General features: G+C 64.4%; 38 protein-coding genes and 1 pseudogene. 29 read left to right on the top strand and 10 right to left on the bottom strand.

Annotated elements, in window-relative coordinates:
• The first annotated feature begins 16 nt into the window (after positions 1-16).
• The gene (locus tag M5C96_RS14770; RefSeq protein ID WP_272563777.1) at positions 17-1111 is read left to right on the top strand and encodes an IS630 family transposase; all 1095 of its coding nucleotides are present in this window, start codon (positions 17-19) and stop codon (positions 1109-1111) included.
• Here M5C96_RS14770 and M5C96_RS14765 read toward each other — a convergent pair.
• The 3 genes and pseudogenes from M5C96_RS14765 to M5C96_RS14755 form a co-directional block, all read right to left on the bottom strand.
• Positions 1109-1210 (bottom strand): annotated as a pseudogene (locus M5C96_RS14765) (IS5/IS1182 family transposase); the annotation flags it as partial. The gene M5C96_RS14770 and the pseudogene M5C96_RS14765 sit on opposite strands and share 3 nt — an antisense overlap.
• A gap of 333 nt (positions 1211-1543) precedes the next feature.
• On the bottom strand, positions 1544-1888 hold the full coding sequence (locus tag M5C96_RS14760; protein WP_272563913.1) for a type II toxin-antitoxin system PemK/MazF family toxin: 345 nt from the start codon (positions 1886-1888) through the stop codon (positions 1544-1546).
• Positions 1888-2130, bottom strand: coding sequence for an AbrB/MazE/SpoVT family DNA-binding domain-containing protein (locus M5C96_RS14755; RefSeq protein ID WP_272563912.1), 243 nt, complete (start codon positions 2128-2130; stop codon positions 1888-1890). The genes M5C96_RS14760 and M5C96_RS14755 overlap by 1 nt, the downstream gene beginning before the upstream one ends.
• A gap of 189 nt (positions 2131-2319) precedes the next feature.
• On the opposite strand from M5C96_RS14755, the gene M5C96_RS14750 reads away from it, so the two are divergent.
• Positions 2320-3405 carry an IS5 family transposase gene (locus M5C96_RS14750; protein ID WP_272569564.1) on the top strand — a complete coding sequence of 362 codons (1086 nt, stop codon included), beginning with the start codon at positions 2320-2322 and terminating at the stop codon, positions 3403-3405.
• A 91-nt stretch (positions 3406-3496) separates the two neighbouring features.
• Here M5C96_RS14750 and M5C96_RS14745 read toward each other — a convergent pair whose 3' ends face one another.
• From M5C96_RS14745 to M5C96_RS14730, 4 genes are all read right to left on the bottom strand, one after another.
• Positions 3497-3787, bottom strand: a complete 291-nt coding sequence (locus M5C96_RS14745) for a hypothetical protein (protein ID WP_272563911.1) — start codon at positions 3785-3787, stop codon at positions 3497-3499.
• A gap of 5 nt (positions 3788-3792) precedes the next feature.
• Entirely contained in the window at positions 3793-4113 is a 321-nt protein-coding gene (locus M5C96_RS14740; protein ID WP_272563910.1) for a hypothetical protein, read from the bottom strand.
• 65 nt (positions 4114-4178) lie between these two features.
• Positions 4179-4445, bottom strand: a complete 267-nt coding sequence (locus tag M5C96_RS14735; RefSeq protein ID WP_272563909.1) for a hypothetical protein — start codon at positions 4443-4445, stop codon at positions 4179-4181.
• A gap of 37 nt (positions 4446-4482) precedes the next feature.
• The gene (locus tag M5C96_RS14730) at positions 4483-4902 is read right to left on the bottom strand and encodes an XRE family transcriptional regulator (RefSeq protein WP_272563908.1); all 420 of its coding nucleotides are present in this window, start codon (positions 4900-4902) and stop codon (positions 4483-4485) included.
• Positions 4903-5030: 128 nt separating this feature from the next.
• Between M5C96_RS14730 and M5C96_RS14725 the strand changes: the two genes are divergently transcribed.
• Both M5C96_RS14725 and mobH read left to right on the top strand, forming a co-directional pair.
• Entirely contained in the window at positions 5031-5618 is a 588-nt protein-coding gene (locus M5C96_RS14725) for a hypothetical protein (protein ID WP_272563907.1), read from the top strand.
• Positions 5615-8218, top strand: coding sequence for a MobH family relaxase (gene mobH, locus M5C96_RS14720; RefSeq protein WP_272563906.1), 2604 nt, complete (start codon positions 5615-5617; stop codon positions 8216-8218). Before M5C96_RS14725 ends, mobH begins: the two co-directional genes overlap by 4 nt.
• Before the next feature lie 181 nt (positions 8219-8399).
• On the opposite strand, the gene M5C96_RS14715 is transcribed toward mobH, so the two are convergent.
• Both M5C96_RS14715 and M5C96_RS14710 read right to left on the bottom strand, forming a co-directional pair.
• Positions 8400-8828 (bottom strand): DUF3693 domain-containing protein, encoded by a 429-nt coding sequence (locus tag M5C96_RS14715; protein ID WP_272563905.1) that lies wholly within the window; start codon positions 8826-8828, stop codon positions 8400-8402.
• Between the two features lie 229 nt (positions 8829-9057).
• Entirely contained in the window at positions 9058-9414 is a 357-nt protein-coding gene (locus M5C96_RS14710) for a hypothetical protein (RefSeq protein ID WP_272563904.1), read from the bottom strand.
• An 89-nt stretch (positions 9415-9503) separates the two neighbouring features.
• Between M5C96_RS14710 and M5C96_RS14705 the strand changes: the two genes are divergently transcribed.
• The 23 genes from M5C96_RS14705 to M5C96_RS14595 all read left to right on the top strand — a co-directional run bounded on the left by M5C96_RS14705 (position 9504) and on the right by M5C96_RS14595 (position 19695).
• Positions 9504-9731 (top strand): hypothetical protein, encoded by a 228-nt coding sequence (locus tag M5C96_RS14705; protein WP_272563903.1) that lies wholly within the window; start codon positions 9504-9506, stop codon positions 9729-9731.
• Entirely contained in the window at positions 9724-9915 is a 192-nt protein-coding gene (locus M5C96_RS14700) for a hypothetical protein (protein ID WP_272563902.1), read from the top strand. The genes M5C96_RS14705 and M5C96_RS14700 overlap by 8 nt, the downstream gene beginning before the upstream one ends.
• Complete coding sequence (locus M5C96_RS14695) at positions 9912-10154, top strand: hypothetical protein (protein ID WP_272563901.1); 243 nt, start codon at positions 9912-9914, stop codon at positions 10152-10154. The genes M5C96_RS14700 and M5C96_RS14695 overlap by 4 nt, the downstream gene beginning before the upstream one ends.
• The gene (locus M5C96_RS14690) at positions 10151-12172 is read left to right on the top strand and encodes a replication endonuclease (RefSeq protein ID WP_272563900.1); all 2022 of its coding nucleotides are present in this window, start codon (positions 10151-10153) and stop codon (positions 12170-12172) included. The genes M5C96_RS14695 and M5C96_RS14690 overlap by 4 nt, the downstream gene beginning before the upstream one ends.
• On the top strand, positions 12172-12348 hold the full coding sequence (locus M5C96_RS14685; protein WP_272563899.1) for a hypothetical protein: 177 nt from the start codon (positions 12172-12174) through the stop codon (positions 12346-12348). The genes M5C96_RS14690 and M5C96_RS14685 overlap by 1 nt, the downstream gene beginning before the upstream one ends.
• Positions 12349-12351: 3 nt before the next feature.
• Positions 12352-12642, top strand: coding sequence for a hypothetical protein (locus M5C96_RS14680; RefSeq protein ID WP_272563898.1), 291 nt, complete (start codon positions 12352-12354; stop codon positions 12640-12642).
• Complete coding sequence (locus M5C96_RS14675) at positions 12642-13073, top strand: hypothetical protein (protein ID WP_272563897.1); 432 nt, start codon at positions 12642-12644, stop codon at positions 13071-13073. The genes M5C96_RS14680 and M5C96_RS14675 overlap by 1 nt, the downstream gene beginning before the upstream one ends.
• 10 nt (positions 13074-13083) lie before the next feature.
• Positions 13084-13722: an AAA family ATPase gene (locus tag M5C96_RS14670; protein ID WP_272563896.1), complete on the top strand. Its 639-nt coding sequence runs from the start codon at positions 13084-13086 to the stop codon at positions 13720-13722.
• A 107-nt stretch (positions 13723-13829) separates the two neighbouring features.
• Positions 13830-13985, top strand: coding sequence for a hypothetical protein (locus M5C96_RS14665; RefSeq protein ID WP_272563895.1), 156 nt, complete (start codon positions 13830-13832; stop codon positions 13983-13985).
• 30 nt (positions 13986-14015) lie between these two features.
• A complete protein-coding gene (locus M5C96_RS14660; protein WP_272563894.1) occupies positions 14016-14837 on the top strand; it encodes a major capsid protein P2 in 822 nt (273 codons plus the stop codon).
• 2 nt (positions 14838-14839) lie between these two features.
• The gene (locus M5C96_RS14655; protein ID WP_272563893.1) at positions 14840-15124 is read left to right on the top strand and encodes a hypothetical protein; all 285 of its coding nucleotides are present in this window, start codon (positions 14840-14842) and stop codon (positions 15122-15124) included.
• A gap of 3 nt (positions 15125-15127) precedes the next feature.
• Positions 15128-15385 carry a hypothetical protein gene (locus M5C96_RS14650; protein WP_272563892.1) on the top strand — a complete coding sequence of 86 codons (258 nt, stop codon included), beginning with the start codon at positions 15128-15130 and terminating at the stop codon, positions 15383-15385.
• On the top strand, positions 15364-15768 hold the full coding sequence (locus M5C96_RS14645) for a hypothetical protein (protein WP_272563891.1): 405 nt from the start codon (positions 15364-15366) through the stop codon (positions 15766-15768). The genes M5C96_RS14650 and M5C96_RS14645 overlap by 22 nt, the downstream gene beginning before the upstream one ends.
• The gene (locus M5C96_RS14640) at positions 15758-16393 is read left to right on the top strand and encodes a hypothetical protein (protein ID WP_272563890.1); all 636 of its coding nucleotides are present in this window, start codon (positions 15758-15760) and stop codon (positions 16391-16393) included. The genes M5C96_RS14645 and M5C96_RS14640 overlap by 11 nt, the downstream gene beginning before the upstream one ends.
• A complete protein-coding gene (locus M5C96_RS14635) occupies positions 16390-16980 on the top strand; it encodes a hypothetical protein (RefSeq protein ID WP_272563889.1) in 591 nt (196 codons plus the stop codon). The genes M5C96_RS14640 and M5C96_RS14635 overlap by 4 nt, the downstream gene beginning before the upstream one ends.
• A gap of 42 nt (positions 16981-17022) precedes the next feature.
• Positions 17023-17310 (top strand): hypothetical protein, encoded by a 288-nt coding sequence (locus tag M5C96_RS14630; RefSeq protein WP_272563888.1) that lies wholly within the window; start codon positions 17023-17025, stop codon positions 17308-17310.
• A complete protein-coding gene (locus M5C96_RS26850) occupies positions 17307-17990 on the top strand; it encodes a glycoside hydrolase family 24 protein (RefSeq protein ID WP_336297860.1) in 684 nt (227 codons plus the stop codon). Before M5C96_RS14630 ends, M5C96_RS26850 begins: the two co-directional genes overlap by 4 nt.
• The gene (locus M5C96_RS14620) at positions 17987-18388 is read left to right on the top strand and encodes a hypothetical protein (protein ID WP_272563887.1); all 402 of its coding nucleotides are present in this window, start codon (positions 17987-17989) and stop codon (positions 18386-18388) included. The genes M5C96_RS26850 and M5C96_RS14620 overlap by 4 nt, the downstream gene beginning before the upstream one ends.
• Positions 18389-18393: 5 nt before the next feature.
• The gene (locus M5C96_RS14615) at positions 18394-18825 is read left to right on the top strand and encodes a hypothetical protein (RefSeq protein ID WP_272563886.1); all 432 of its coding nucleotides are present in this window, start codon (positions 18394-18396) and stop codon (positions 18823-18825) included.
• An 11-nt stretch (positions 18826-18836) separates the two neighbouring features.
• Positions 18837-19229, top strand: coding sequence for a hypothetical protein (locus M5C96_RS14610; protein ID WP_272563885.1), 393 nt, complete (start codon positions 18837-18839; stop codon positions 19227-19229).
• 19 nt (positions 19230-19248) lie between these two features.
• Complete coding sequence (locus tag M5C96_RS14605) at positions 19249-19422, top strand: hypothetical protein (protein ID WP_272563884.1); 174 nt, start codon at positions 19249-19251, stop codon at positions 19420-19422.
• Complete coding sequence (locus tag M5C96_RS14600) at positions 19409-19543, top strand: hypothetical protein (RefSeq protein WP_272563883.1); 135 nt, start codon at positions 19409-19411, stop codon at positions 19541-19543. The genes M5C96_RS14605 and M5C96_RS14600 overlap by 14 nt, the downstream gene beginning before the upstream one ends.
• Complete coding sequence (locus M5C96_RS14595) at positions 19540-19695, top strand: hypothetical protein (RefSeq protein WP_272563882.1); 156 nt, start codon at positions 19540-19542, stop codon at positions 19693-19695. Before M5C96_RS14600 ends, M5C96_RS14595 begins: the two co-directional genes overlap by 4 nt.
• 60 nt (positions 19696-19755) lie before the next feature.
• Here M5C96_RS14595 and M5C96_RS14590 read toward each other — a convergent pair whose 3' ends face one another.
• A complete protein-coding gene (locus M5C96_RS14590; RefSeq protein WP_272563881.1) occupies positions 19756-20136 on the bottom strand; it encodes a helix-turn-helix domain-containing protein in 381 nt (126 codons plus the stop codon).
• A gap of 230 nt (positions 20137-20366) precedes the next feature.
• Here M5C96_RS14590 and M5C96_RS14585 point away from each other — a divergent pair, with 230 nt between their 5' ends.
• Entirely contained in the window at positions 20367-21317 is a 951-nt protein-coding gene (locus tag M5C96_RS14585; protein ID WP_272563880.1) for a ParA family protein, read from the top strand.
• Positions 21318-21338: 21 nt separating this feature from the next.
• Positions 21339-23147: a ParB family protein gene (locus M5C96_RS14580; protein WP_272563879.1), complete on the top strand. Its 1809-nt coding sequence runs from the start codon at positions 21339-21341 to the stop codon at positions 23145-23147.
• The last annotated feature ends 60 nt before the right edge of the window (positions 23148-23207 follow it).

Here is a 23207-nt window from a genome sequence, read left to right as displayed (position 1 = left end):
TCCTTGAGGTGCCGCCATGCCCAATGCAACGACCCGAACAGAAATTGCGCTTAGTGAAGTGGAGCGCGCGGAACTGACGTCCATGGCGCGATCACGTTCGCTGCCAGCGGCGTTGTCGCTCAGGGCGCGCATCGTGCTGACTTGCGAAGGCACAGATAAAGCCAGCACCGCGGTTGCGCAGGCTCTGGGGATCAGTCGTAGCACTGTCACCAAGTGGCGCGGGCGCTATGCGCGCCATCGCATTGCAGGGCTTTACGACGAGTTGCGCCCGGGTCGCCCCCGCACGGTAGATGACGAGCGTGTTGCTGAGTTGATTACCAAGACGTTGCACACCAAGCCTGCTGATGGGGGTACCCACTGGAGCACCCGCACGCTGGCCGCCGATACGGGCATCAGCAAGAGCACGGTGGCGCGCTATCTGCAGACCTTCAACCTCAAGCCGCACCGGGCCGACAGCTTCAAGCTGTCGACCGATCCGCTGTTCATCGAGAAGCTGCGCGACGTTGTGGGGCTGTACCTGAACCCACCTGACAACGCGCTGGTGCTGTGCGTGGACGAGAAGAGCCAATGCCAAGCTTTGGAGCGTACGCAGCCGATGCTGCCAATGGGGTTTGGCTATGTCGAAGGTGTCACGCACGACTACGTGCGCCACGGCACCACCACCTTGTTCGCGGCCCTGAACGTGATGAATGGCCAAGTGATCGCGCAGTGCCGGCCCCGGCATCGTCATCAAGAGTTCCTTGCCTTCCTGCGCGCCATCGACAAGGCAGTGCCCGACGAACTGGATGTGCACTGCATAGCTGATAACTACGCCAGCCACAAGCATCCAAAGGTGCGCGCTTGGTTGGCCGAGCGGCCTCGCTGGCACATGCACTTCGTTCCGACCTATTCAAGCTGGCTCAATCAGGTCGAGCGCTTCTTCTCGATCATCACCACGCGGGCAATCCGCCGTGGCTCGTTCACCAGCGTGAAGGATCTGATCAACAAGATCGACACATTCATCGCGAATTACAACCAGTCCTGCCAGCCGTTTACTTGGACAGCTACAGCAGACTCCATCCTCGAAAAACTCGCCAGACTATGCGGGCGAATTAACGGGACAGGACACTAGCCACATCGTCAACGAGCCTCGCGCTTTCAGCGCCGCGTTGTACGCCTTCCAGTTCGTCGTGCGGTACTTGCTCCGCTGCCTGTTCTTCGTCTCTGTCACGCAGTCAGTCTACGGGCATCAGCATCGCGATTTGTGCAACAAAGCCCTGTGGCATAGGTCCGTCTGGGGTTGGGGTCATGCCGTCTGCAATTCGATTTGTGCAACAGCGCCGAAATACTACATACAACATGTGCGAATTTCAGCCATATTCCGTAGAGGTGGGTCAGCCTATCGCCGGCTGATCGGGCAACCGTCGAATTGCCTCAGCGCCAAGCGTCGGGACCTGCCTCAGCTCTGGCCAAGCAGCACTGTCGCAGCAGAAAGAGAAAAGCCCGCACGGGGCGGGCCAAAGGGGTGGAGTAACCTGATTCAGTGTACGAATTTATTTTATTTTTAATCAAACAAAATTGCACTCACTCGGGCATTGACCTCATCCATAACCTCGTCAGGAACAGTCTCTTTATGTTTGAAGCGACGCTCCTTCCAATCTAGCGATTTCAACTGATGACAATGCACAGTTCCCTGCGTATCCGTGCCTGTATTCATCAATGAGACCAAAGTCCCGTGGGTCCTAGCCGACTCAGCTGCTCCCTGACTAATCGGGCAAACCATCGCCAGTCCTCGACGATTGAATTCTTTAGAGCTGAGCACCAAGGCGTAGTGCTTGCCCTTCATCTCTTTACCTGATGCGGGGTCAAATTCAAGGTGCACGATGTCACCACGATTCGGGATAAACATCACATCACCTCAAGACCTACCGCTGTCATCGCGTCCCAGCCTTCCACACGGGGAAGTTGCTCTGGCATCTCTGCAAGTAGATCAGCCAATTTATAACGTGGCTTGGCCACTCGCAAGAGCACTTGGCCGGCAGATAAATCGACCTCAAACGCATCCCCAACCTTTGCCCCAAGTGCGGAGAGCATACCGACCGGTAGACGAAGCGCCGCGCTATTGCCCCATTTCTGAATGCTTAATTTCATAGTTTCACCCCATGCAATTGAGTATCTACATTGTATATACAAAGCAACTGCAAGACAAGAACAGCGACAGGGAAATTTTTGGTCGGATGGCTGCTCAATCAACTCTCCCGCCCTGGAGCCATCTGGGAACCTCTCAAAACCCATCCGGTCCCTTGTTGATCGAGAATGCGTGCTCCATCCTTTGCCATGATCACTCCCCGTAGCGCCCTGAAGTTCGACCTGTTCGCTGAGGCCTCGCGCCAACACAAGAGAGATGAGGTGGGCGATCCGCTGCAGGTGATCGCGCGGCACATCGACTTCGCAGAACTGGCCCGGCTGGTGGATGCCTTGATCGAACGCGGGGGTGGCCGCCGGGGCGGTCGGCCCGCCTACCCCACCGAGGTGATGGTGCGCATCCTGGTGTTGAAGCGGCTGTACAACCTGTCCGATGAGCAGATGGAGTATCAGTTGCTGGACCGGGGGAGCTACCAGCGGTTTTGCCTGTTGCAGGATGCGATGAACGTGCCGGACCGCAACACGATCTGGCGCTTTGGCGAGCGCCTTGGCGTGGGCGGGGCAACGGCCTTGTTCCAGGGGGTGGATGCCCAACTGCAGCGCCACGGCTACATCGCCCGGGGCGGGCAAGCCATTGATGCCACGCTGGTGCCCGCGCCCCGACAGCACATCGGCCAGCAGGAGCGGCGAACGCTGGCACAAGGCGGGCAGCCGGACTGGAGCCAAGCGCGACGCAGGCAAAAGGATGTGGAGGCCACGCACACGAAGAAGCACGGCAAAAGCCACTTCGGCTACAAGCTCAGCGTGAGCGTGGACCTCAAGCACGGCTTCATCCGCCGCCTCGCCACGGGCACGGCCAGCGAGCACGACGGGCACCACTTCGATGAGGTGCTGGACATGCACAACACCGGGCGGGCAGTGCATGCGGACAAAGCCTACCCGAGCCGCCAAAGGTGCCAGATGCTGAAAGTGCTGGGATTCGTGGATGCGATGCAGCGCCGTGCGCAGGCGGGCCGACCACAGAGCGAATGCCAGAAGGGGCGCAACCAGCGCATCGCAAAGAAACGAGCCAAGGTGGAGCACGTGTTCGCCGGTATCCGCCACCTGGGGGGCAAGTTCGTGCGCACCATCGGACAGGCGCGCGCCACGGTGGGGATGACGATGATGGCCGCCTGCTACAACATGAAGCGACTGGCCTGGTTCCTGCATCGGGGCGTGGATGCTTTCTTCAAGCCCGCCACTGGCAAGGCACAAGTGCGCCTGCAAACGGTGAAAGCCTGAGCCACCGGGCCTGCAAGGCCCCTCATGCACCCAGGCGCAGACCGTTGCTGGGCCTCATCACGCTCAAACGGCTACTGGCGCCCACTCCTCCCTATTCGGATTCGTCAAACATGGGGTTGTGAGAGGCTCCCATCTGGATCGTCACCACGCCCGTCGTGAGCCGAGGCGAGAGCCAATGCACCCACAGTCCCCGCATCCAGGCGATCGCATACAGCACGCACACCACGAAGATGCCCCATTGATCGGCTTTCCAGGCGGCATAGAACCAGAAGGGCTGGCCCAGCATCCCGAAGATGCAGGCCCACCGCGCTTGTGCTGGATCACGGGACTGCGAGAGCCAGGCGGCGGCTGCGCCCAGAATGGCGATGGCGATCTGGTCCACGGTGGTCAGTCCAGCCGGACCTCGAAGTAGCCGTCCTCGGCCTCGCCTTGCAACTCAGCGAAGCCGGCCTGGCGCGCTGCCGCAGCCGCCTTCGCCCAACGGTTGATCGTCGCCAGGGCCCGAGTGCGGGCTTCGGGCGAAGCATCATCGTCCTCCTGCTCCTGAATGCGTTGCACGGATGCGAGGGTGTCCACGACGCCCTCCGGTCCACCAAGCAGGCGTTCCAGTGAGCGGGCGTAGGCGGCCTCAGCCGCAATGCGCTCGCTCGCAGGCAGGGTGGGGCAGTCGCGCAGGGCAACCGTGTATCGGGTTTCGATGGCGTTCATGGCGCTCTCCAATGACTGTATGAAACACCAGTATATCGATGCCGCCTTTCGGCGGTGTCCCGATTTCAGGTCTCGATCAGTGCCGGCGCAAGAATCTTGCGATGCAGGGGACTGACATGCCGCCACTGCATGCGCACGCCTTCCACCCAGGCATCCAGTAGTTCCGGGGTTACGTCCTGGTCGGCGCGCATCTGCGCGGCCACCTCGGCGATGGCTTGCTGATAGCCACGCCGGTAACTGCCCTCCAACTGCGTGTCGGCGGGACCAATGTCCGCCCCAGGACGCATCGCACCACCCAACAAGCCGGCCAAGTCCAGACGATTCAATCTCATAGAAAACTCCCTTTTGTAGTTTGTAGAACCCGGTCGATCACGAGGTTCTGCCGACCTCGTTCGCACGGGCGATGGCGAGTATCACATCCCGTGCAATGCGTCGCGGAGCAGCTGGCAGATTGAGAAATGCCTCGACCGCGATGCGATCGTCAGTTGCCATGGGGCGTGGCGGTTTGGATGGTTGGATCGAAGGGCTTTTGGCCCCATGCATGAGTTCGTGCACCGGCACCCCCAACCAATCGGACAGCACCTGCAGCTTGGGATAGCTGGGAATGGTCTCTCCCATCAGCCAGCGGCGCACGCCATGCAGCGTGATCGGCTTGTCGGCCGGGTGTCGGCTGTTGAACTCGCGCTGCAGCACAGCGGGCTTGGGCGCATAGCCAGCGTTTTCCATCGCCTGTCGCAGTGTTTGAGCGAACTGCTGCTTTATGTCAGGCGACTGTTTCATGGTCGGCATTGATTCCCTTTCTTGGTTTTAATCGCATAGCAGAACGGAGCTGGGTCGGCAAGCGTAAACCCTCCGCCATGTCGCGCAGGGTTCTCGCTGGCCTGCCTGGCCCGCCGTCAATACAGTGCTGCGCCATCATGGAAGAAGCACTGGACCCTGAATTCTCGCCGCCCACTCCTGCGCGGCAACCGCGACTGAGGGCGCAGCACAGCAACCCCGCCCCCAACGCGGGATGGCCGCACTCCGGCCGCGATGCGCTCGATCACGCCCACGCGGTCTACTCGATCGTGCAGCATCTGTCCTCGCTGGGCCTGGCCGGCTGGACTTCCAGGCTGCTGCAATGGCTGGGCCGCTACGACGGGCTGGAGCGCCACCTGGAGGACTGGCAAGCACCCAACATCTGCGTTCGCGACGTGTTGCTCCGGCATGTCTGCCGCATCCCCGGTGAAGCTGCCGCAAGTTTGGATGTTCGGGTGGCCCACGCCCGCCGGCTTGCCATCGTGCAGGATCTGCTGACCCTGGACCTGGTGCGCGTGCGCGCCTGGTGGGGCAACGAGCATCGGCCCGAGGCATCCGCGTGCTTGTGGAGTCCGCTGGAGCAGTGCTGGCTGGACTTCATCGAGATGCCGCATGGAGACGAGGACTGGCTGTGCGTCGATGACAGCCGCCCGGCATCCAGGCCATGGCTGGAGCAACTGTCCCGCTACCTGCTGGCACCCGCATGAAGCGATCGCTCGAATGGCTTCGCAGCCGCTGGGGCGATGCAGGCCGAATGCTGGGCGTGCCCGCTCGTGCACCCCTTCCCGCTGCGGCGCTTGCCGTGGCCGCGCCTACCGCGCCACGGCGCATCGCCGTTGAGGGCTCCGAGCAAGGGTGGCTGCGCCTGTTGCCCGCCGATGAGCTGCTGGTGTGCGTGAACGCGGACAAGGCCATGCAGGACATGTGGCGCCAGTCGCGCCTGGCGCAAAGCGTGTGGCAGCGCGATCTGCTGCCCGCGATCCACCGCTACGCAGAGATGGTGCAGCTGATGCCGGCGTCCGAGGCCCATCACCACGCGCATGTGGGCGGGCTGCTGGCCCACACCCTGGAAATGCTCCTGGCTGCCATGACCTGGCGCAACGGGCACTTCCTGCCCGAGGGCGCGCCCATCGAGCAGATCGACGCGGAGCGCGACGAGTGGACCTACGTGGTGTTCTTCTCCGCGCTGCTGCACGACATTGCCAAGCCGATGACGGATCTGCGCGTCACGTGGCGCACGCCTGGGGCGACGGAGCGCACCCGGTGGAATCCGATCGGGGGACCGATGACGCGGATCGAGCCGGGCAGGGCGGCAGAGTACCTCGTGGAGTTCGCCCCCAAATCCGCGAGGGACTATGGCGCGCATTCGCGCCTGGCGGTCACGCTGCTGGGCCTGATCGCGCCGGCCACGGCGGTGACGTTTCTTGCTCGCCGGCCGCAGACGCTGGAGGCGCTGACCCGCTTCCTCTCGGGCACGAAGGATGGGCTGGTAGCGAGCATCGTTGGCCGCGCCGATCAGGCATCGACCCAGCGGGCTTTGCTGCACGGCAGCCGGGCGCGGTTCACCACCAGCAATGCGATCCCGCTCATCGACCTGCTGATGAATGCGGTGAAGGCCATGCTGCGCGCGGGCACCGCGCTGCCGCTGAACCGTTCCGGCGCGGCGGGCTGGGTGCATGACGGCTCGATGTGGTTCGTGGCCAAGCGCCTTGCCGATGGCGTGCGCACCTGGATCAAGGACCATGCCCCCGAGGAAGCCGTACCGGGCGAGGCCAAGAACGACCGGCTGTTCGACACCTGGCAGGAGTACGGCTGCATCGAGGTGAATCCGCACAGCGGCCAGGCGATCTGGTACGTGACGGTGAAGGGTCAGGCCCAGGATGAAGCAGGCAATGCAGTAGGCCCACAGGAAGCTGCCGCAACGCCGCAGGACATGGCTGCGGCAGGTTACAGCCACTCGCTGACCATGCTGAGGTTTCCACTGGCCAAGCTCTATGACGATCCGAGCCAGTACCCCCAGCCGATGGCCGGCCGCATCGTGGTGCGGGACAAGCGCAAGGATGAAGCAGCAGGAGAGGACGACCAGGAGGATGGGGCAGGGCAGGTGTCGGTGCAGCAGGGCACCGAAAGCGCTGATGCAGCGCGTGCATCGAGGCAACCCGACAAGGATGCGGCAGCTCTCGCGCCAGCGCCCCAACCTGCGGCATCCCACACGCCGGAAGCTGGATCAAAGCCCAACAAGCCCAAGGCTGCGGCAACTTCTCAAAAGCCCAACGAGAACCAGCTCAAGGCCCCGGCGTTCAACCGGCCAAAGCCCAAGCCTGCATCGAACGGCAATGCGCAGGAGATTGCGGCAGATCCTGCAGCGGCCACACAGGCAACTGCGCCAGCACCAGCTGCTGCCGTAGCAACCAAACCGCCTGCACAGGCGAATGCAACCCAACGCCCAGAGCCCACGTTCCCGCCCTTGAACGATGTGATCCGCATCGGGGGCAAGGACGATGGCTTCGACGTCGATGATGGATGGCTGGACGAGGACGACGACGTGCGCACCGCCGCGCCCGCGCCGGTGCGGCCCGGCGTGCCGGCAGCACCATCCAGGCCACCGCCGGCGGCGCCCAAGAATGCGCCAACGCCGAACGGCAAGCAAGCACCTGCAGCGCCTGCACCGGAACAGCCCGCGCCCAAATCCAAGGATGCATCAACGTCGAAGGTGCCCGCAGCGGCACCGACGCTGGCGTCCCCGCGTGACACGGCGCCATCGACGGCCACGCCCCCGCAGCGGCCCGAGGCCAGCTTCGTGCGTCCGCTGTTCGGCTCGGCCCCTGAGACTTCGGCGCGCACTCAGCCCATGCCCGTGGTCTTGGCGCCGCACCTGCCCGAGCTGCCCCACGAAGCGGCCGCCCGCAAGGTCGAGCCCAGCGAGGTCGCCATCGCCTTCATGCGCTGGCTTCAAAACGGCTTGGCCAGCCGGGAGATCAAGCACAACGAAACCGGCGCCGCCGTGCATTTCGTGGAGGAAGGCATGGCGCTCGTGTCGCCGTTGATCTTCAAGCTCTATGCCCGTGAAACCGGGCCCGCCGATCAAGCGGATGCCATGGGCCTGCAGGTGCAACGGGAGCTCATCAAGGCCGGCTGGCACCGCATGACGTCGGGCCAGGGCAAGGGCCGCGTGAACATCCTGCGCTACCAGGTCGTGGGCCGCGGCGGCGCCAGCGTCGGGCGGCTCGCTGCCGTCGTGCTGTCCGAACCGGACCGCTGGGTCGTGCCGGTGCCGCCACCGAACCCGGTACTCAAGTTGGAGTGATCAACCATCACACACCGAGTAAGTTTGAAGTCAGAAAAGAATCGTCTTGACACAAAGCCAGCGGTTCGACGATTGACACGGCTAGCTGGATGCACCTACAGTCCACACCGTGCGATTCAGCGCGGAGGTAGTCGCAAATGCTTTTATCTTCATCGATCTGTCGGGATATTGATCCCATTTTTTAATATCTCCTGACTAGATACGATGTATAGACTGCGGACTCCTGAATCTTGGGAGTCGGCACCTCGCCAGCCCAGGATTCATCAGCACTCTGTGCTATCAACCCGATAGCAATTGCCACTGCAAAAACTGCAGCCACGGCACCCTGAGCGGCCATCTGCAGCCGCTCCGCGATCTGCTCCCAAAGGCTTCGGGCCTCTTCGGTTTTGCTGCGCTGGGCCTGTACCTGGGCGGCCAGGATCAGGGGGTCAATGCCGGCTGCAGCGGCCAGCAATTTACAAATTCGCTCGTCGGGCAGGGATCGCCCGTGGCGGAAGTTCCGCACGCTGCCATTCGTGATCCCAAGGTAGAGCCCAAGCTTGTAATCGGATTTCAGGCCTTGGCGGTTTTTGATGAGGTCCAGCACCTCGTTGATGTCGAAATTGCGCATAACAGTTCCCCTTAAGGCCGTCAATGTATGGCGAGGGGGTTGCCGCAGCAAGTGGTAAGCCCGTTGCCAATTGGTAAGACTCTTGCCACATTAGCGGCGCCGGGTGGGAATCGTCTGAGGTTTCCAGTTCCCCTCCTTAGGTTGATTGCGCAACCCACCCGGCTCCTTGCCTCCTTAGGCGGGGGTCCTAAGGGGGAACGGGATCAAAGGGGAAATCATGGGAACGAATTCAGGAAATGCCTGCGGTGGTGAATGCCGGCAGGGGGTGGGCTGTGTCGCCCATTTGGAAAACGCTGCTCCACCGCGGATCGATGGGGCCGCCTGTGAGTCGGTCGATAGGGCGGAAGGTGGCGGGGTTGTAGCCCCTTCGGTCGATCAGGCCAAGGCTGGAAAGGTGCTTCTCGGCGCGGATGGCGCTGGTGGGTCCGTAGCAGCAGATAACCCGGTAGAGCTTTCCTTCCGTGTTCAGGATGGCAAGGTATTCGGGGTTGCCGGGGTGGGGGTTGTCGCTCTCGTCCTCTATGCCGGCGAGTATTTCATTGTCGAGGGCGAGGGGGTGCACAGCGCTGATAGCTTGGGTTTTCATGGTGGGCCTGGAGGCGTTGGGGTTTGTGATTCTGCCAATGAGCGGATGGTGGGCTACTGGGTGAAGTACTGCGCGAAGGGGGTGCAGTAATGCTGACCATCGAAAAAAACGCGCTGGGCGAACTGTTCTTGCCTGCTTTGGCGAGCAAGGTGCTGGCGCTGGATGTGCTGGACAACTGCATCCGCCGCGAAAAAGGGGAAGCAGAGAGATCGGCGCTTTGCTATGCGTGGGCGGTCGTCAAGGATGGGCGGGATTTGACCGTCGAGCGCATCCGCGAGCGCGGCGGCCTGCTGCTGATCGGTGGCAACCATGGCTGAAACCGTCCACCTGAGCGCCGATGTGCGCGTGTCCGTCGCTCCCTCCGATCTGCAGCCCGGCGCCGTCGCCATGGTGGTTGCCAAGGGCTGGCTGTCGGCTGATGTGCTGGTCGATCCGACTGTCTGCGAGGCCCTGGCCGTGGCCCTCAAGGCGGCCGCCTTAGAGGCTCGGGGGCGGTTATGAGGTACTCGGTCGTTGCTATGCCCGGTGGCTATGCCGTGGCCTACCCGCACGTCAACCTGGGACTGGTGGCCGTGTGGGAAGGTCCGACCCGCCCAGCGGCCGAAGCGGAGGCGGACCGCCTGGAGCGGAACTATCAGGCCCAGCTCGCCGCGCAGGCCCTGAGCATCGCCCGCATGCGTGAACACGCCATGCGCCCAAAGCGCCCCGTGCGCTGGTTCCCTAACGACGCCTTCGCATGAGTTCCGGGCGCGCCTCGCGCAACTACTACGGCGCCGTCGATATCACCCAGCGGGCGATCCGCATCAACACGAAGGTGGCCCGCTTCCCCCTCTCTTGGCAAGGGCGCCTAAGGGAGCGGCTCGGCCCGAAGTCCACCGATGCCGCCGTGGCCCGCTGGGAAGAGGCGGTGGGCCGCCTGACGGAAGCCGAGAGGGGCGGCCTAAGGCCGGACGCCTCAGACGCGGAAATCTGCCATCAGGCCGATGTGACGGCGCGCGACATGGCGGACCGCCTGCGGGACGTGGTGGGCGTGTGGCTGTGCCGCCAGACGGAGAGGGCAGGGGGCATGCTGGGCGATAGGCTGCTGGTGCGCCTGGGCTTCCGCGAGGACGTCTACCACGATGGATTCGTGGAGGCTATGCAGGCCCTGGCGGTGCGCGATCTGATGGATGCGCGCGGCCTGGGTGACCTGTGGCCGGGCGGTCTGTCGAGCGCGCCCCGGTACGTGGATCGCTGGGGTCAGCATCGGGCCGCGTGGCTAAAGCGCATCGTGTGCGCCAAGTTCTGGCGGCGGACCTACCGCAAGCTATTGGCACGGACCCGTGAAAGCGTGGCAGTCGGCATTGGGCTGGTGCGCAAGGGCATGGGCCTGTACTGCTCGGACGAAGCATTGCGCGGCAGTCGGGCGCAGGACGCGCGAAACGTGGCGGTGATGGAAAACGTGTGGGCTGTGAACGACCACATGCAGGCGTACACACTGGCCGAGTTGGCCGCCAAGGGGGTGGCGAACCAAGAGATTCGGCGGCACGAACTGCTGACCCGGATTGCCGGATTTGAAATGATCGCAAAAGACTTGGGGCACGTCGCCTACATGGTGACGGTGACCTGTCCGAGTCGATTCCATGCGGCCACGACGCGCAAGGGCCGAGTGGTGGACAACCGCAAATATGCGGACCTGACTGCCAGGGATGGGCAGGAGTATTTGTCCAAGCAGTGGGGGCGGGCGAGGACGGCGGGGCGTGCAAAAAAGCGGGGCCGTCTGTCCACGGAATGGTATGGCTTTCGCATCGCAGAGCCGCAGCATGACAGCACGCCCCACTGGCATTTGCTGCTGTTCATGCCGCCTGTTGTGTCGGATCGGTGGGGCAAGAAAATGCGCGCCGCGCAGGTGATGAAAGAGCTTTTCCTCGCCTACTTTCTCGACAACGACAGTCCGGGCGAGGCGGGCGCGGCTGAGTACCGCGTGGACTTCGAGGAAATCGACTGGGCCAAGGGTTCGGCGGTCGGCTACGTCATCAAATACGTCAGCAAGAACATCGACGGCCACGGCGTCGAATACGACCTCTACGGGGAGCCGGCGATCACCAGCAGCCAGCGCGTGCGGGCCTGGGCGAGGACGTGGCGCATCCGGCAGTTTCAGCAGGTGGGCGGCCCGCCCGTGGGCGTGTGGCGCGAGTTGCGCCGCGTGCATCCCGACAACGTGCCGGACAGCGCGCCGGCCCCGCTGCGCGAGGCCATCAGCGCGATGAACGTCGCCAAGGTCGAGCCCGGCGTGCAGTCCCTGGCCTGGAAGAAATACGCCATGGCGCAGGGCGGCGTGAACACCTGTCGCAAGGCCTTGCGCATCAAGCTGATCAAGGAAGTGCAGGGCGGCAAAACCCGGTACGGCGAAGCCCGCCCGGACCGCCCCGTGGGCGTGTGGTCGGAGGGCGTTGAGCTATTCCGAAACCACATCCACCAAATGAACCCAGCGGCGCCCGAATTCTCGCGGCGCGTGCTGATGGAGGTTGAGTCGGAGCGCGCCGAGTGGCTCATGGGCGGCCACGGCAAGGCGGCGGCGCTGGCTGTTGCTGCAGTGGTTTTCCAGCGCAGCGGCGCAGCCGCGAGCACTCGGATTCATGTCAATAACTGTACGCGGGTAAGCATGGCGCCCCCGCCGTCTGATTTCGCGCCACGGGTGCGCCGCATCGAAAAGATGCGGGTATTCCGTAGGTTTGAAGCCGCGCCGGGCCGGCCGCCCGGCAATCAAAAGGAGTGATGAAAATGTTTGGAGTTTGGACCGCCGTACAGGTGAAAAATGAAGAAAACCCGCGTTACGGCCAGGCCGGCGTGGTGTTTGGCACGCACCCGGAGCACCCCACGGAAGTGGCGGTGAAATTCGATCTGGACTTTGCCATTGTGCTGGTCCCCATCGCTGATCTGCGGGCGCTGTAAGCCATGGCCCGCATCGGCGAAATCAAGTGCTGCAACCCGGCATGCGCGTGCGCCGATGCGGCGGTGCATCGCACGGCGGGCGGCAAGCTCTCCGCGCGCTGCCACAAGTGCGGCACGGAACGCTGGGCGCCTGTCGGCACCAAGGCGCACCGCGACATGCTCGCGCAAACCACGCTGGACGATCAGGCGGAAGAGCCTGAGTCGAGTACTTTGCCCGCTCCGGCGCCTGCGCCGGCTGCGGTCACGAAACCAATGAAACGCGCGTCGGTACCGTTCGCGCTGGGGAATCTCTGATGGCTGAAAAAACCGATGAATTGAGCGCGCTGGCCGGGCAGGCTGCAGGCCTGGAAACCGCGCAGGAACAGGCCGCCGAGGGGCAGGGCGGGGCGCCCGCGGCGCCCGTGCAGACGAACGCGCAGATACTGGCCGGCGCGTTCCACCTGGGCCGCGAGGTGAGTTGCGCGGTCCTGGGTCTGCAGTCGCCGCGCATGGTGCTGGACGATCCAACGCTCCAGCAGTTGGGCGACGTGTGGGGCGCGGTGGCCGACAAACGCGGATGGGACATTTCCGCGATCCTGGGCGACTACGCCGCGGAGGTGGCCGCCGTCATGCTGTCGATCACGGTCGGCGTGAAGCTCATGAAAGCGGCCGGCGCGGAACTGGATGCGCGCGAGCGCAAGCCCGACCCGGCGCCCTCGCCGGACGCGGTGGGCAATGTCGGGTAAGGCCCTGACCATGGCCGCGTTCGGTGCGCGCGGCACGGGCAAAACGGCCTGGGTCAAGCAGGAAATCGCACGCCAGAAACCGGCCCGGCTGATGGTGTGGGACTTCAAGCACGATCCCTCGCTGATCGGCATCGGCGAGCCCTTCACAAGCCTGCCGGCGTTCATCGAAGCCCTGCGCGAAAAGCGGTTCTCGCTGCGGTATCTGGTCGATCACACGCGCGACGTGCATGCTCAGTTTGAGTTGTTCTGTCAGGCCGCGTGGGTGGCCGGCGACGTGCTCGTTTTTGTCGATGAGTTGCCCGAGGTGACCAAGGCAAACAAGGCCCCGCCCGCGTGGCGCCGGCTGGTCAACGTGGGGCGCGAGTATGCCCACGGCGGCAAGGTCAAGAAGGTGGCGATCATCGGCGCGGGCCAGCGGCCGGCCGAGTGCGACAAGACCTTCATTGCCAACTGCGATGTGGTGCATTGCGGGCGCCTGGGGGACCACGGGGACGCGAAAAAAATAGCCGGGTCGTGGGGCATCAATCCGCAGGAACTGGCCGCGCTGCCGGATCTGCACTGGATCGAAAAACGGGCCGACAGCATCGAAATGACACGCGGTGTGCTGTCTTTTCGCAACGCGGCGAAGCCCGTGAAACCGAAGCCTTAGGCGCTGCGCCTGAGGCGCTCGATTTTGCGAATGGTGCGTGCTGGGGTGTGATCGGGCCTGTCTCGATCAACCCCATTTCTTTTCACGGAAAAATCAGCATGGCTACCATGACTTCCTCGCAAATGACCAAGCTCGCGGTGGCCCTCGCTGCCTGCTTTGCCGCCTACAAATTCGTGCCGCACCCGGCTGCAAAGGCAATGGCCCTGGGCGTGGCCGGCGTCATCGTCGGCAAGCAACTGCCCTACGTCAGCGACGCGCTGTAAAGGGACCGCGGCATGAACAAGCAAATGGTCATGGACCCGTTTCAAAACGTGGTCGCATCGGGCGTCGCCATCGGCGACATGAACAAATTCCTCGGCACCGTGCTGGAGAAGATCACCCTCACGCTGGGTGGCACGTTCACGAAGGCGATGATTTCGAAGATCGAATTGAAGGCCAATGGCAAGGTCATTTTCGAGACGGACGGCGCGAAGCTGGACGCCTCGAATCTGTACCTGGGTGCCACGGCAGATGCGACGGTGCTCAAGATCGATTTCATGGACCGCAAGGCCATCTCCGCCAACGCGCGGCAGGCCGGCGCCATCGATCTGTCGGTTGGCTCGGGCATTACCACGCTGCGCCTGGAGATCACCATCGCCGGTGCCACCTCGCCCACGCTGGTGGGATTCTGCGACGTGTCGCCGCCCACCAACGACCCGGCCGAACAGGGCATTCGCGGCCTGATCGCGCGCCGCCATCGTGCCTCGTACGTTGTGGGAGCGGCCGGCATGTTCGCGCTGCCCATTCCCCACGTTGACCCAGCGGGCGGCGGCTCCAACTACCGGCGCATCTACTTCTACTCGGCCAACATGACGGCGCTCAAAACCGTCCGCGAAGGTGTCACGGAACACGAACTCACGAAGCTGCAAAACGAAGCCGCGCAGAAGGACAATTTCCGCGTGCCGCAGGCCAATCTGATCGTGTTTGACCCGGTGCAGGACGGCCAGCTGAGCGGCCGCACCTGGGACACGCGCCCCGCGGCCGGCGTGCGCTCGGCGCAGTACTACGCAACGTTCTCGGCCGGTGAAACCATCGTGATCGAGACCGAAGAACTGCTGCCCTACTCGGCGTACTAAACATGGCCGGCGAAGTCACGACCCTGGAGGCGCAGCAGGATGCGCTGCGCCCCATCCGCATGTTCGTGGGCGGGCTCACGGGCGTGCTGATGGGCTACGACCAGACGTATGCCGGCGCCGATGGGACCAGCTGGAACACGCCCTACCGGTACCAATCGGTAGGCCCCTATGGCGTGGCCGTCGAGGGCGCGCCCATCAGCACCACGCCGGGCGGCGGGCTGTACGTGTCGCCCATGCTGGTGATGCTGGCCCTCGGCGCCGCCGCCGTGATGGTCTGGAAGCGCTGACGCATGGCCGGGCTCTCTTTCGCACTGCCAGGCGGCGGCGGGCTCAACCTGGGTCTGGGCGGCCTGCCGCCGCTGCAATTCAGCTCGTCGGCGGCGTCCGGCCTGGACAACCGAGGGGCGAACTACTCGGCCTCGGGCGCGGGCGACTGGGTGGTGAACCTGGGCGGCTCTGGCACCGCGTTGCAGGCCGCATCGGGCGGCATCAACTGGCTGCTGGTCGCAGCGGCTGTGGGGGCCACATGGCTGCTGATGCGCAAGTGATCCGGCGTGCCTGGGATGCCTCGCACGTCGAGGCGTTGATGCCGTCCGTGCTGGCGAGTCCCTGGCCCCTGGAGGGCGCGCGCGACGTGCTGCAGGGCGCGCTGCTCTACGAATTCAGCCAAGGGCGCAGCCATGCGCTGCTGGCCGTGCGGCCTGTGCCGCTGGCGGGCGGCCTGCGCCTGGATGTGGTCGGGCTGGTGAGTGATGGCGAGCGGTTGCAGGGCGCGGCGATTGACGCCGCGGCGGTTCAGGTGGCGCGGTCCCTGGGGTGCCAGGCGCTCGCCATGTGCACCGTGTCGGCCCATGTCGAAAAAGTCTGTGCGCGCACCGGGTGGGAGCGCGCGGGCGTGGTGATGCAAAAAAGGGTGGGTCATGTCCAGTAGCAACAGTCGCAGCGAAGCCACCACATGGCAGCAGGACAACCGCCGAGTGATCGGTGAACACGGCGTGTCGGCCGAGGGCGGTTCGACCGTCAACTACACGGTCAATTCGCTCGATAAGGATGTGGTCAACCGGGCCTTTGACTATGGGCGGGATGTGTCGCGCGATGCCTTCGATTTTGGGCGCGATGCACTCGATTTCGGCTCGGACGCCCTGGGCTTCGCGAGCGACTCGCAGGGCCGCGCCTACGGCTTGGCGGGCAGTGCGCTCGATACCGTCAACGATGCCCTGGCCAATAGCCTGGACTTCGGCAAATACGGCATCCGGGCCATGGCCGATGCCAACGCCGACGCGCTGGGCTTCGCCAGCGACAACGCCAACCGCTACGCCACGATCAACGCCAACCTGTACGCCGATGCGCTGGCTTCCAATAGCGATGCGGTCAAGTCGGTGCTGACGCTGGGCGGGGGTCTGCTGAGCGACGGATTTTCGATGATCGGGGCGACGAACAACCTCGTCAAAGATGCCTACGCGGACGCGAAGGGGCGGGGCGCTCTCACGGACAAAATGATCATGGCCGCCATTGCCGCCATGGCAATCGTTGCCTTCATGGCGGTGCGCAAATGACGGTCAAGCCAAGCAAGATTTACGACTTCGTGGTACCGGCCAATGGGCCGTTCCTGCTCACGGTCGCGGGCGACTACTTCAAGATCCTGGCCTCCACGGGGGCGCTCAACGTCAAAGCCGACTGGGGCGAGTTGAGCGGGCTGATTGCGGGCCAGGGCCTGGAAGACAGCCCGTTTCAGCGGCTGTATTTCACGGACGTTTCCGGGGGCAGTAACACGGTGAAGCTCTTCATCGGCGATGAGAAATTCATCGACGGAATGAGCGGCACTTTCAACATCGGCACGGGTTCGGTGCAGGTAACGGCCACTGTGCAGCCGCTGGCCGTGCTGTCGAATCTGCAAAAGACTGTCACCAGCGCCAGCACCCAGTTGCTCGCGGCCAAGGCCGGGCGCAAATACCTGCTGGTGCAAAACCGCGATGGCGCGGCCACGGTGTACCTGTCGTTCGGTGCGGCGGCCACGGTGGCGGCCGGCGTGCGCATCGTGCCCGGCGGCGCCTTCGAATTGGTGGGTACCTGCACGGATCAGGCCATCTTCGCGATTGGCGACGTGGCGAGCCAGTCCAACGTGGTGACTGTGGAGGGCTGACGCATGCCAGTGACTGCAGGGACTGGCGGCGGCGTCCCGAACATGACGCTCAAGGCGTGGGCCTATGTCACCAGCGCGGGCGCGCTGGTGCGTGGGTTCAACGTGGCGTCGGCGAGCCGCGCGGGCCTCGGGGCTTATCAGGTGAATTTCTCCGCCGCCATGGCGACGGCCGAATACGTGGGCCGGGTCGTGGTGGTTTCTTCCGCGTCGAGCGGTGTCATTGCCACCGTGGTGACCAACGGCACGGGCAGTTGCAAAGTGTTCCCCAGCAGTGGCGGCGGTGGTGGCGGTGGCGCGGACTCGGCGTTCTATGTCGAGATTTACGAATGATCCGGGACGCGCTCGCGGTCGTGCTGGTGGTCTGCGGGGCTGTGTGGCTGGCCCAGCAGCGCGCGCCGGCCGCAAGCGGTGGCGGCACCCTCTTTCTGCCGGATGGGTGGGCCGGTGATGCGGCCGGCGAGCCCATCGAACCCGACCAAGGCACCACCATTTTTGAGGACGTGATTGTGAGTCTGACCCCTTCCACCTACGCGCCGGCCGCTGTGACGCCGGACGTTGCATCCCGCAACCAAAAGGCCTTCCTCGACATGATTGCGTTCGCCGAGGGCACGGCCGGGCGCGGCGACGATGGCTACAACATCCTGTTTGGCGGGGCCGAATTTGACGGCTATGCGCGGCACCCGCGCGTGTACGTCCCATTTGGAAACACCACCAGCAGCGCGGCCGGTCGATACCAGTTCCTCGCGCGCACCTGGGACGGCCTCGCGGCAAAGCTGGGCCTGCCGGACTTCGGCCCGGCCAGCCAGGATGCCGGCGCGCTGGAGTTGATCCGCGAGCGCGGCGCCCTGGCCGATGTGCAGGCGGGTCGCACGGTCCGGGCCATCAACAAGGTGGCGCGGGTGTGGGCCAGCTTGCCAGGGGCGGGCTATGGACAACCGGAGCGGCGCCTGTCGGCACTGCTCAACGCATACGCCCAGGCGGGCGGGATTTCTGAGGTCACCACGGCATGAGCGCTGCAGCACCCAACCCAAACTCGAATCTCCTGCTCCTGGCCGTCATCGGCATCGGGGCTTACTACTTCATGTCGCGGCGCGCCGTCGCGCAGCCGGTGTACGCCAGCCAGCAGGCGGCAAATGCTGCCAACAACGCCGCGCGGCTCAACCTGATCAACACGGGCGTGTCCACCATCGGCAAGATTTTCAGCGGCCTGAGCGGCGGGAATTCGGGCGGCTCGATACCGCTGCTGGGCACCTATGACGGCCGGTCGCAAACGCCCTGGGACGTGACGCCCGAAGGCCCCAGTGGGCCGCAGTACAACAACCCAAGCGCCTACGTGGCGCCGAGTGCGCGCGACGATGGCATTGCGGCCAACACGCCCTACGGTGACCCCTGGGCCTACTTCGGTTGATCGACATGGATCGCAAAACCCTGATGGTGATTGCAGCGGCCGGCGCGGTGCTGGTCCTGCTGCGCATGCGCAGCCAGGCGGCGACGGTGCCTGCTGCCGGTGCGGCCGGCTCTGGCACCGGCAGTGCTGGCGTGCCGGCGTCGTGGACCAGCGCGCTCGCGGGCCTCATGTCGCCGCGGCCCAGCGGCAACAACACGAAGGCGCCGCCCGTGGTGGACCACTCCACCGCGCCCGCGCCATCGTCCGCGCCGGCCGTGATCCAGATCGCGCCGCCCGCGGCCCCGGCCCTGGATGGCGCGGCCTGGGGCGGCCAGTCGTACACGCCAGCCGCAGGCTTCAGGGTGACGGTCAACGGATCGGGCCTGATGACCTACGGTGACGGCAGTACGCACCAGATGACGCCCAGCGAATACCACGCCTGGAAGCTCCAGCAATGAGGATCGCGCCCGTGTCCGGTGATCTGCTCGTCAAGCTGGCACTGCTGGCCGGTGGCGCGCTGCTGGCCGTGTACGTGGTGCGGCGCGCAACGCAAGCGGCAACGGATGCGGCGGCGGCGGTGTGGGCGCCGGTCGATGCGGCGGCGCAGTGGGTGAGAAACCAAACGGCGTATGTCGGGGAGGCCGTGGGCGGCGCGGCGCAGTGGGTCAACGATGAAATCCATTTTGAGAACCACCCCGAATACGAATTCATGGGGCCGCCGAATCCCTATGAATCGGGAAGCAACGGCGACTACACCAGCGTGACGCCGCCTGTCACGGGGTCGGGGGGCGCAGCATTTGGCATGTACCCAAGAGTGATTCGGCGGCCCGTGAATACGGGTGGCGCGGAGGGGTCTTGGTGATTTTTTATAGAGGGAAACCATGAAGTACTTTTTGAACCGTCTGCGCGAGCCCTCCACCTGGGCCGCAATATCCGCTCTGGGCGTGGTCTTCGGCCTGCCGCCTGGAACGATCGATCTGGCCGCCCAGGTGGCGGTGGGAATCACCGGCTTGGCCGGCATCGTGCTCAAGGATAAGGGCGATGCACCCAAGTGACGCGCTGCAGTGGCTCAACCTGCTGTTGATCCCCATGGCTGCGCACATCATCCGCACCGAGGGGCGAATCAACCGCATGGAGGCGCAGATCGAACTGATGCTGGAAAGGCTGCTGCCATGAAGCTGCCGGCATTCGTCCCTTCGCCGGCTGAGGTCGGACGTGAAACCATCATCCTGATCTGTGGGGCGCTCCTGGCCGCGCTGATCATGAGCAACTGGCCTGCGGGCCGGACCTACATCCGCAACGCCTGGGGCGAACCCGGCACCCACTGACGAAAGGAGGCACCATGGCACGCAAACGACGCACGCCGCCGCGCGGCAAAAACGGGCGCTTCAAAAAGCGCCGCTGACCCAAGGGGCCGCCGAGTGCGGCCCTTTTCTTTGGGTGTCGTTGGCGCAGCCGAAATCACCGATTCGCTCCAGGCGAGTGATGCGGGCTTGCAGATTCGCCATTTCAAGACCCTGCGATTCACTCAACCTTTTGAACACCATGGCGGTGTTGAAAAGCTCCGCGTCGAGCGCGGACAGGCCGTAACTCGATTCCCAAAAAAGCGCCAGCAGCGCGGCCCGTGGCGCCCGGTCCTGGGCACGCCAGTGGTAAACGGTGCGCTCCGACACGTCCAGATAGGCGGCCACCTCGGCCGGCGTGGGGTCGCCCAGCACGGGCAAAAGCTGGGACAGGGCGGGCAGTGCGCGGGGTGCGATTTGCTTCATGTCGGGGATGCCATGCGGTTGCTGATGCGTGCATTTGGCGTCATCATGAGTAACGTCAAAGCGGCAAAAAGCATGGTCATTACGACTAGATACGATGTATATTCTCAAGCACCTCTTTTGAGGGTGAGCAATAATCACATCTGATTATCTTGAGAATATAAAAAGATAGAAGCATTGCGCCGACCCCTCCGCGCTGAATCAGGTACATAACCTGATTCAGCGAGGATTCCATGCTCACACTCACCGTCGTCGCCACCAAGGGCGGCGTAGGCAAAACCACCCTCTCGGCCAATCTGGGAGGGTTGCTCGCCGATCTCGGCTACCGCGTCCTTCTCGTCGATGCGGACGTTCAGCCATCGCTCACGCGGTATTTCAAGTTGTCCCATGTGGCCGATAACGGCCTGACCAACATGGTAATGGGCGGCATTTTGTCCGCCGACTGCGTGAGCCATATCGAATTGCCTCCGGAGGATTTTCCGGGAGACCATTCTCGCTTGAATGTGCAGGGTGGTTTCATGCACCTGGTCGCCTCCGATACACGCGACGGACGGCTGCAGGACTGGCTGTCCAACCGCCTGGATCGCCTGGTGCGCATCCGCATGTCGCTCGCCAGCGCCGACGTGCAGCGCGACTATGACGTGGTGATCATCGACACGCAAGGCGCGGTGGGCCATCTGCAGGATGCTGCCGTCAACGCGGCCGACATCCTGATCGCCCCCGCCTCGCCCGACATCGTGTCGGCGCGTGAGTTCGTGGACGGCACGCTCAAGCTGCTGGAGCGCCTGGAGTCCTCGGTGAACATGGGGTTCACCGTGCCGGCCATGAAGGCCATCATCAACCGCGTGGAGCGCACCGTGGATTCGGACGCCATGTCGGGCCTCATCCGAAACCAGTTCCTGGAGATGCGCGGGCGCGTGTCCGTCCTCTCCACCACCGTGCCCAGCACGGTCGCCTACAAGAAAGCGGCGACGGCGCAAGTGCCCGTGCACTGGATCGACCCCATCAAGGCGGGCGACGTGATGCATGCGCTGCTTTGGGAATTGATCCCCTCACTCGTCAACAAGTACGCCCCGAACCACCGGGGCGAGATCGTGCAGGCCATCCGGCCAGCACATGAGTCTCCGGCCGAGCCGGAGCCCAAGGAGGAAGCCGGCCCTGCCGGCAGCACGGCATCAGCGTGAGAAGGACGGTGGTGAAACCCCATGCCTTCGCACACCCCCGAAACGCTGACGGCGGCGCAGCGGGCCGAGCGCCTGCGCCTGAGCGGTCATGATGCCGGCCCCTCCACAACACAGGACGCCACCATGAGCACCGAAACCAAACCTGCCCCTACCGCCCCCGCCAAAGCCGCGGCCAAGCCGGACAGGAACGAGAAATACCGCGAGCAGGCGAGGGCGGCGCTCGCGCTGCCGCCCTTGCGCAACGCCACCGAGGGCCTGGACCCGAGGTCCGACATGGACATGTCGTTCTCGCTGCTGTCCGTGGACGACGTGGAGCCCTACGAGCACAACCCGCGCACGCAGCCCAATCCGCTGTATGACGAGATCAAGGCGAGCATCCAGGCCGATGGCATCACCAATGCGATCACGGTGACCCGCAGGCCGGGCCAGGAGCGATACACGACCTACGGGGGCGGTAACACGCGCCTGATGATCGCCAAGGAATTGTTCAAGGCCGGCGACCCGCGCTTCGCGCGGCTGCACGTCATTGTCAAGGCCTGGGCGGGCCATGCCCGCACCATTGCCGCGCACTTGGCCGAGAACAAGATGCGGGGCGACATCTCGTTCTGGGAGAACGCGCAAGGCGTGAACACCTTCAAGGCCGAGTTGGAGAAGGAGCGTGGCAAGGCGCTCACGGCGAGTGAATTGAACAACGAACTCAAGACCATGGGTCTGGGCTTCGGCCTCAAGGTGCTGCAGAACTTCGCTTTTGCAGTCGAATTCCTGGCACCGATCGGGCCTTGGCTGCGGGCCAGGGAAGTCAATTCTGAAATACGGCCATTGGTGGGCGCGCTGCACCAGATCGGCGATCGACTGGACCGGCGTGTGGAAGTTCAGCAGGCGATCCAGGAGACGCTGCGTGGCCACGCCAGCACGATGGCTGCGCAGGCTGCAGCGAAGACAGCGCAACAGCAGCAAGCTGGCAGCGAGGAGAAGGTGACGCCGCCCACGCTGGACATACCGTTGTTGGTGCAGGACTTGCACGACACCGTGGCTTCCGTGCTCAAGGTGGATGCGCAGACCGTGCCCGCGATGATCTCCGCCCTGGAGAGCGATGCCCGCATCTCCGCCGAGACGCTGCGGCAGGTCAAGGTCGCACCGCCTGCGGCCGCGCCGGTGCCGATGCCGACCCCGCACCAGCCGCCGCTGGCCGGCATGCTGGCGCCTGTTCCTACCGCCCGTGCGCCGGCACCCATGGCTGCACCTGCCGCCAGGCCCCCCGTGCCGGCCCATGCCCCCGATCTCCCTGCGCCGGTCCCCGACTCGTCCCTGCTGATGGCCGAATCCCCCAATGCCAACCTGCAGGGCCTGGTGCTGGAGCACCTGAGCAATCTCAACGACGTCGTGCCGTTGCACGACATCCTGTGCCACGCCCAGAGCATGCCCTTCGGCTACCTGGCCGATCTGCCCGAGCAGGATATCGCCCATGCCAGTGGGCAAGCCCTGCCCGAGGCGCAGGTGGTGCTGCGCGCCGCGCTCTGGAAGGTGCTTGCCGCCCTGTCGGGCCAGTACGACCGGCGCGTCACCGCAACGATTACCGACGTGAACGCATCGCGCTGGACGCAGGCCGTGGCCAAGGGTCCCCAGGGCTTCGAGGAAGCGTGCCTGGAGGCCGCGACCGTGCAGGTGCAGTCCCTCGATGGTCAGCCAGCCATCGCGCTGCCGGACCTCTACCAGGTCCTGGCCGCGCCCGACGTGGGCTTCTCGCTCACCCGGCTCATGGCCGTGATGGAGCGCATCCGGCTCAACCACCCCGAGCGATTCCTGCCCGGGTGGGAGCCGCTCTTTTGATGCACCCGGCCTGACACGCCAGGTCAGATCCACAAAACGCGGCACTGCAAGAAATCGAAG

This window comes from Acidovorax sp. GBBC 1281 (assembly GCF_028473645.1).
Taxonomy (GTDB): Bacteria; Pseudomonadota; Gammaproteobacteria; order Burkholderiales; family Burkholderiaceae_C; genus Paracidovorax.
The sequence above is the reverse complement of the archived record's forward strand: the minus strand, read 5'-3'. Positions and strand labels throughout refer to the sequence as shown.

Coding starts and splice junctions, on each gene's coding strand:
- M5C96_RS14770 (WP_272563777.1), top strand. CDS start 17: ATGCCCAATGCAACGACCCGAACAGAAATTGCGCTTAGTGAAGTGGAG.
- M5C96_RS14760 (WP_272563913.1), bottom strand. CDS start 1,888: ATGTTTATCCCGAATCGTGGTGACATCGTGCACCTTGAATTTGACCCC.
- M5C96_RS14755 (WP_272563912.1), bottom strand. CDS start 2,130: ATGAAATTAAGCATTCAGAAATGGGGCAATAGCGCGGCGCTTCGTCTA.
- M5C96_RS14740 (WP_272563910.1), bottom strand. CDS start 4,113: ATGAACGCCATCGAAACCCGATACACGGTTGCCCTGCGCGACTGCCCC.
- M5C96_RS14735 (WP_272563909.1), bottom strand. CDS start 4,445: ATGAGATTGAATCGTCTGGACTTGGCCGGCTTGTTGGGTGGTGCGATG.
- M5C96_RS14730 (WP_272563908.1), bottom strand. CDS start 4,902: ATGCCGACCATGAAACAGTCGCCTGACATAAAGCAGCAGTTCGCTCAA.
- M5C96_RS14725 (WP_272563907.1), top strand. CDS start 5,031: ATGGAAGAAGCACTGGACCCTGAATTCTCGCCGCCCACTCCTGCGCGG.
- mobH (WP_272563906.1), top strand. CDS start 5,615: ATGAAGCGATCGCTCGAATGGCTTCGCAGCCGCTGGGGCGATGCAGGC.
- M5C96_RS14715 (WP_272563905.1), bottom strand. CDS start 8,828: ATGCGCAATTTCGACATCAACGAGGTGCTGGACCTCATCAAAAACCGC.
- M5C96_RS14710 (WP_272563904.1), bottom strand. CDS start 9,414: ATGAAAACCCAAGCTATCAGCGCTGTGCACCCCCTCGCCCTCGACAAT.
- M5C96_RS14705 (WP_272563903.1), top strand. CDS start 9,504: ATGCTGACCATCGAAAAAAACGCGCTGGGCGAACTGTTCTTGCCTGCT.
- M5C96_RS14700 (WP_272563902.1), top strand. CDS start 9,724: ATGGCTGAAACCGTCCACCTGAGCGCCGATGTGCGCGTGTCCGTCGCT.
- M5C96_RS14695 (WP_272563901.1), top strand. CDS start 9,912: ATGAGGTACTCGGTCGTTGCTATGCCCGGTGGCTATGCCGTGGCCTAC.
- M5C96_RS14690 (WP_272563900.1), top strand. CDS start 10,151: ATGAGTTCCGGGCGCGCCTCGCGCAACTACTACGGCGCCGTCGATATC.
- M5C96_RS14685 (WP_272563899.1), top strand. CDS start 12,172: ATGAAAATGTTTGGAGTTTGGACCGCCGTACAGGTGAAAAATGAAGAA.
- M5C96_RS14680 (WP_272563898.1), top strand. CDS start 12,352: ATGGCCCGCATCGGCGAAATCAAGTGCTGCAACCCGGCATGCGCGTGC.
- M5C96_RS14675 (WP_272563897.1), top strand. CDS start 12,642: ATGGCTGAAAAAACCGATGAATTGAGCGCGCTGGCCGGGCAGGCTGCA.
- M5C96_RS14670 (WP_272563896.1), top strand. CDS start 13,084: ATGGCCGCGTTCGGTGCGCGCGGCACGGGCAAAACGGCCTGGGTCAAG.
- M5C96_RS14665 (WP_272563895.1), top strand. CDS start 13,830: ATGACTTCCTCGCAAATGACCAAGCTCGCGGTGGCCCTCGCTGCCTGC.
- M5C96_RS14660 (WP_272563894.1), top strand. CDS start 14,016: ATGGACCCGTTTCAAAACGTGGTCGCATCGGGCGTCGCCATCGGCGAC.
- M5C96_RS14655 (WP_272563893.1), top strand. CDS start 14,840: ATGGCCGGCGAAGTCACGACCCTGGAGGCGCAGCAGGATGCGCTGCGC.
- M5C96_RS14650 (WP_272563892.1), top strand. CDS start 15,128: ATGGCCGGGCTCTCTTTCGCACTGCCAGGCGGCGGCGGGCTCAACCTG.
- M5C96_RS14645 (WP_272563891.1), top strand. CDS start 15,364: ATGGCTGCTGATGCGCAAGTGATCCGGCGTGCCTGGGATGCCTCGCAC.
- M5C96_RS14640 (WP_272563890.1), top strand. CDS start 15,758: ATGTCCAGTAGCAACAGTCGCAGCGAAGCCACCACATGGCAGCAGGAC.
- M5C96_RS14635 (WP_272563889.1), top strand. CDS start 16,390: ATGACGGTCAAGCCAAGCAAGATTTACGACTTCGTGGTACCGGCCAAT.
- M5C96_RS14630 (WP_272563888.1), top strand. CDS start 17,023: ATGACGCTCAAGGCGTGGGCCTATGTCACCAGCGCGGGCGCGCTGGTG.
- M5C96_RS26850 (WP_336297860.1), top strand. CDS start 17,307: ATGATCCGGGACGCGCTCGCGGTCGTGCTGGTGGTCTGCGGGGCTGTG.
- M5C96_RS14620 (WP_272563887.1), top strand. CDS start 17,987: ATGAGCGCTGCAGCACCCAACCCAAACTCGAATCTCCTGCTCCTGGCC.
- M5C96_RS14615 (WP_272563886.1), top strand. CDS start 18,394: ATGGATCGCAAAACCCTGATGGTGATTGCAGCGGCCGGCGCGGTGCTG.
- M5C96_RS14605 (WP_272563884.1), top strand. CDS start 19,249: ATGAAGTACTTTTTGAACCGTCTGCGCGAGCCCTCCACCTGGGCCGCA.
- M5C96_RS14600 (WP_272563883.1), top strand. CDS start 19,409: ATGCACCCAAGTGACGCGCTGCAGTGGCTCAACCTGCTGTTGATCCCC.
- M5C96_RS14595 (WP_272563882.1), top strand. CDS start 19,540: ATGAAGCTGCCGGCATTCGTCCCTTCGCCGGCTGAGGTCGGACGTGAA.
- M5C96_RS14590 (WP_272563881.1), bottom strand. CDS start 20,136: ATGAAGCAAATCGCACCCCGCGCACTGCCCGCCCTGTCCCAGCTTTTG.
- M5C96_RS14585 (WP_272563880.1), top strand. CDS start 20,367: ATGCTCACACTCACCGTCGTCGCCACCAAGGGCGGCGTAGGCAAAACC.
- M5C96_RS14580 (WP_272563879.1), top strand. CDS start 21,339: ATGCCTTCGCACACCCCCGAAACGCTGACGGCGGCGCAGCGGGCCGAG.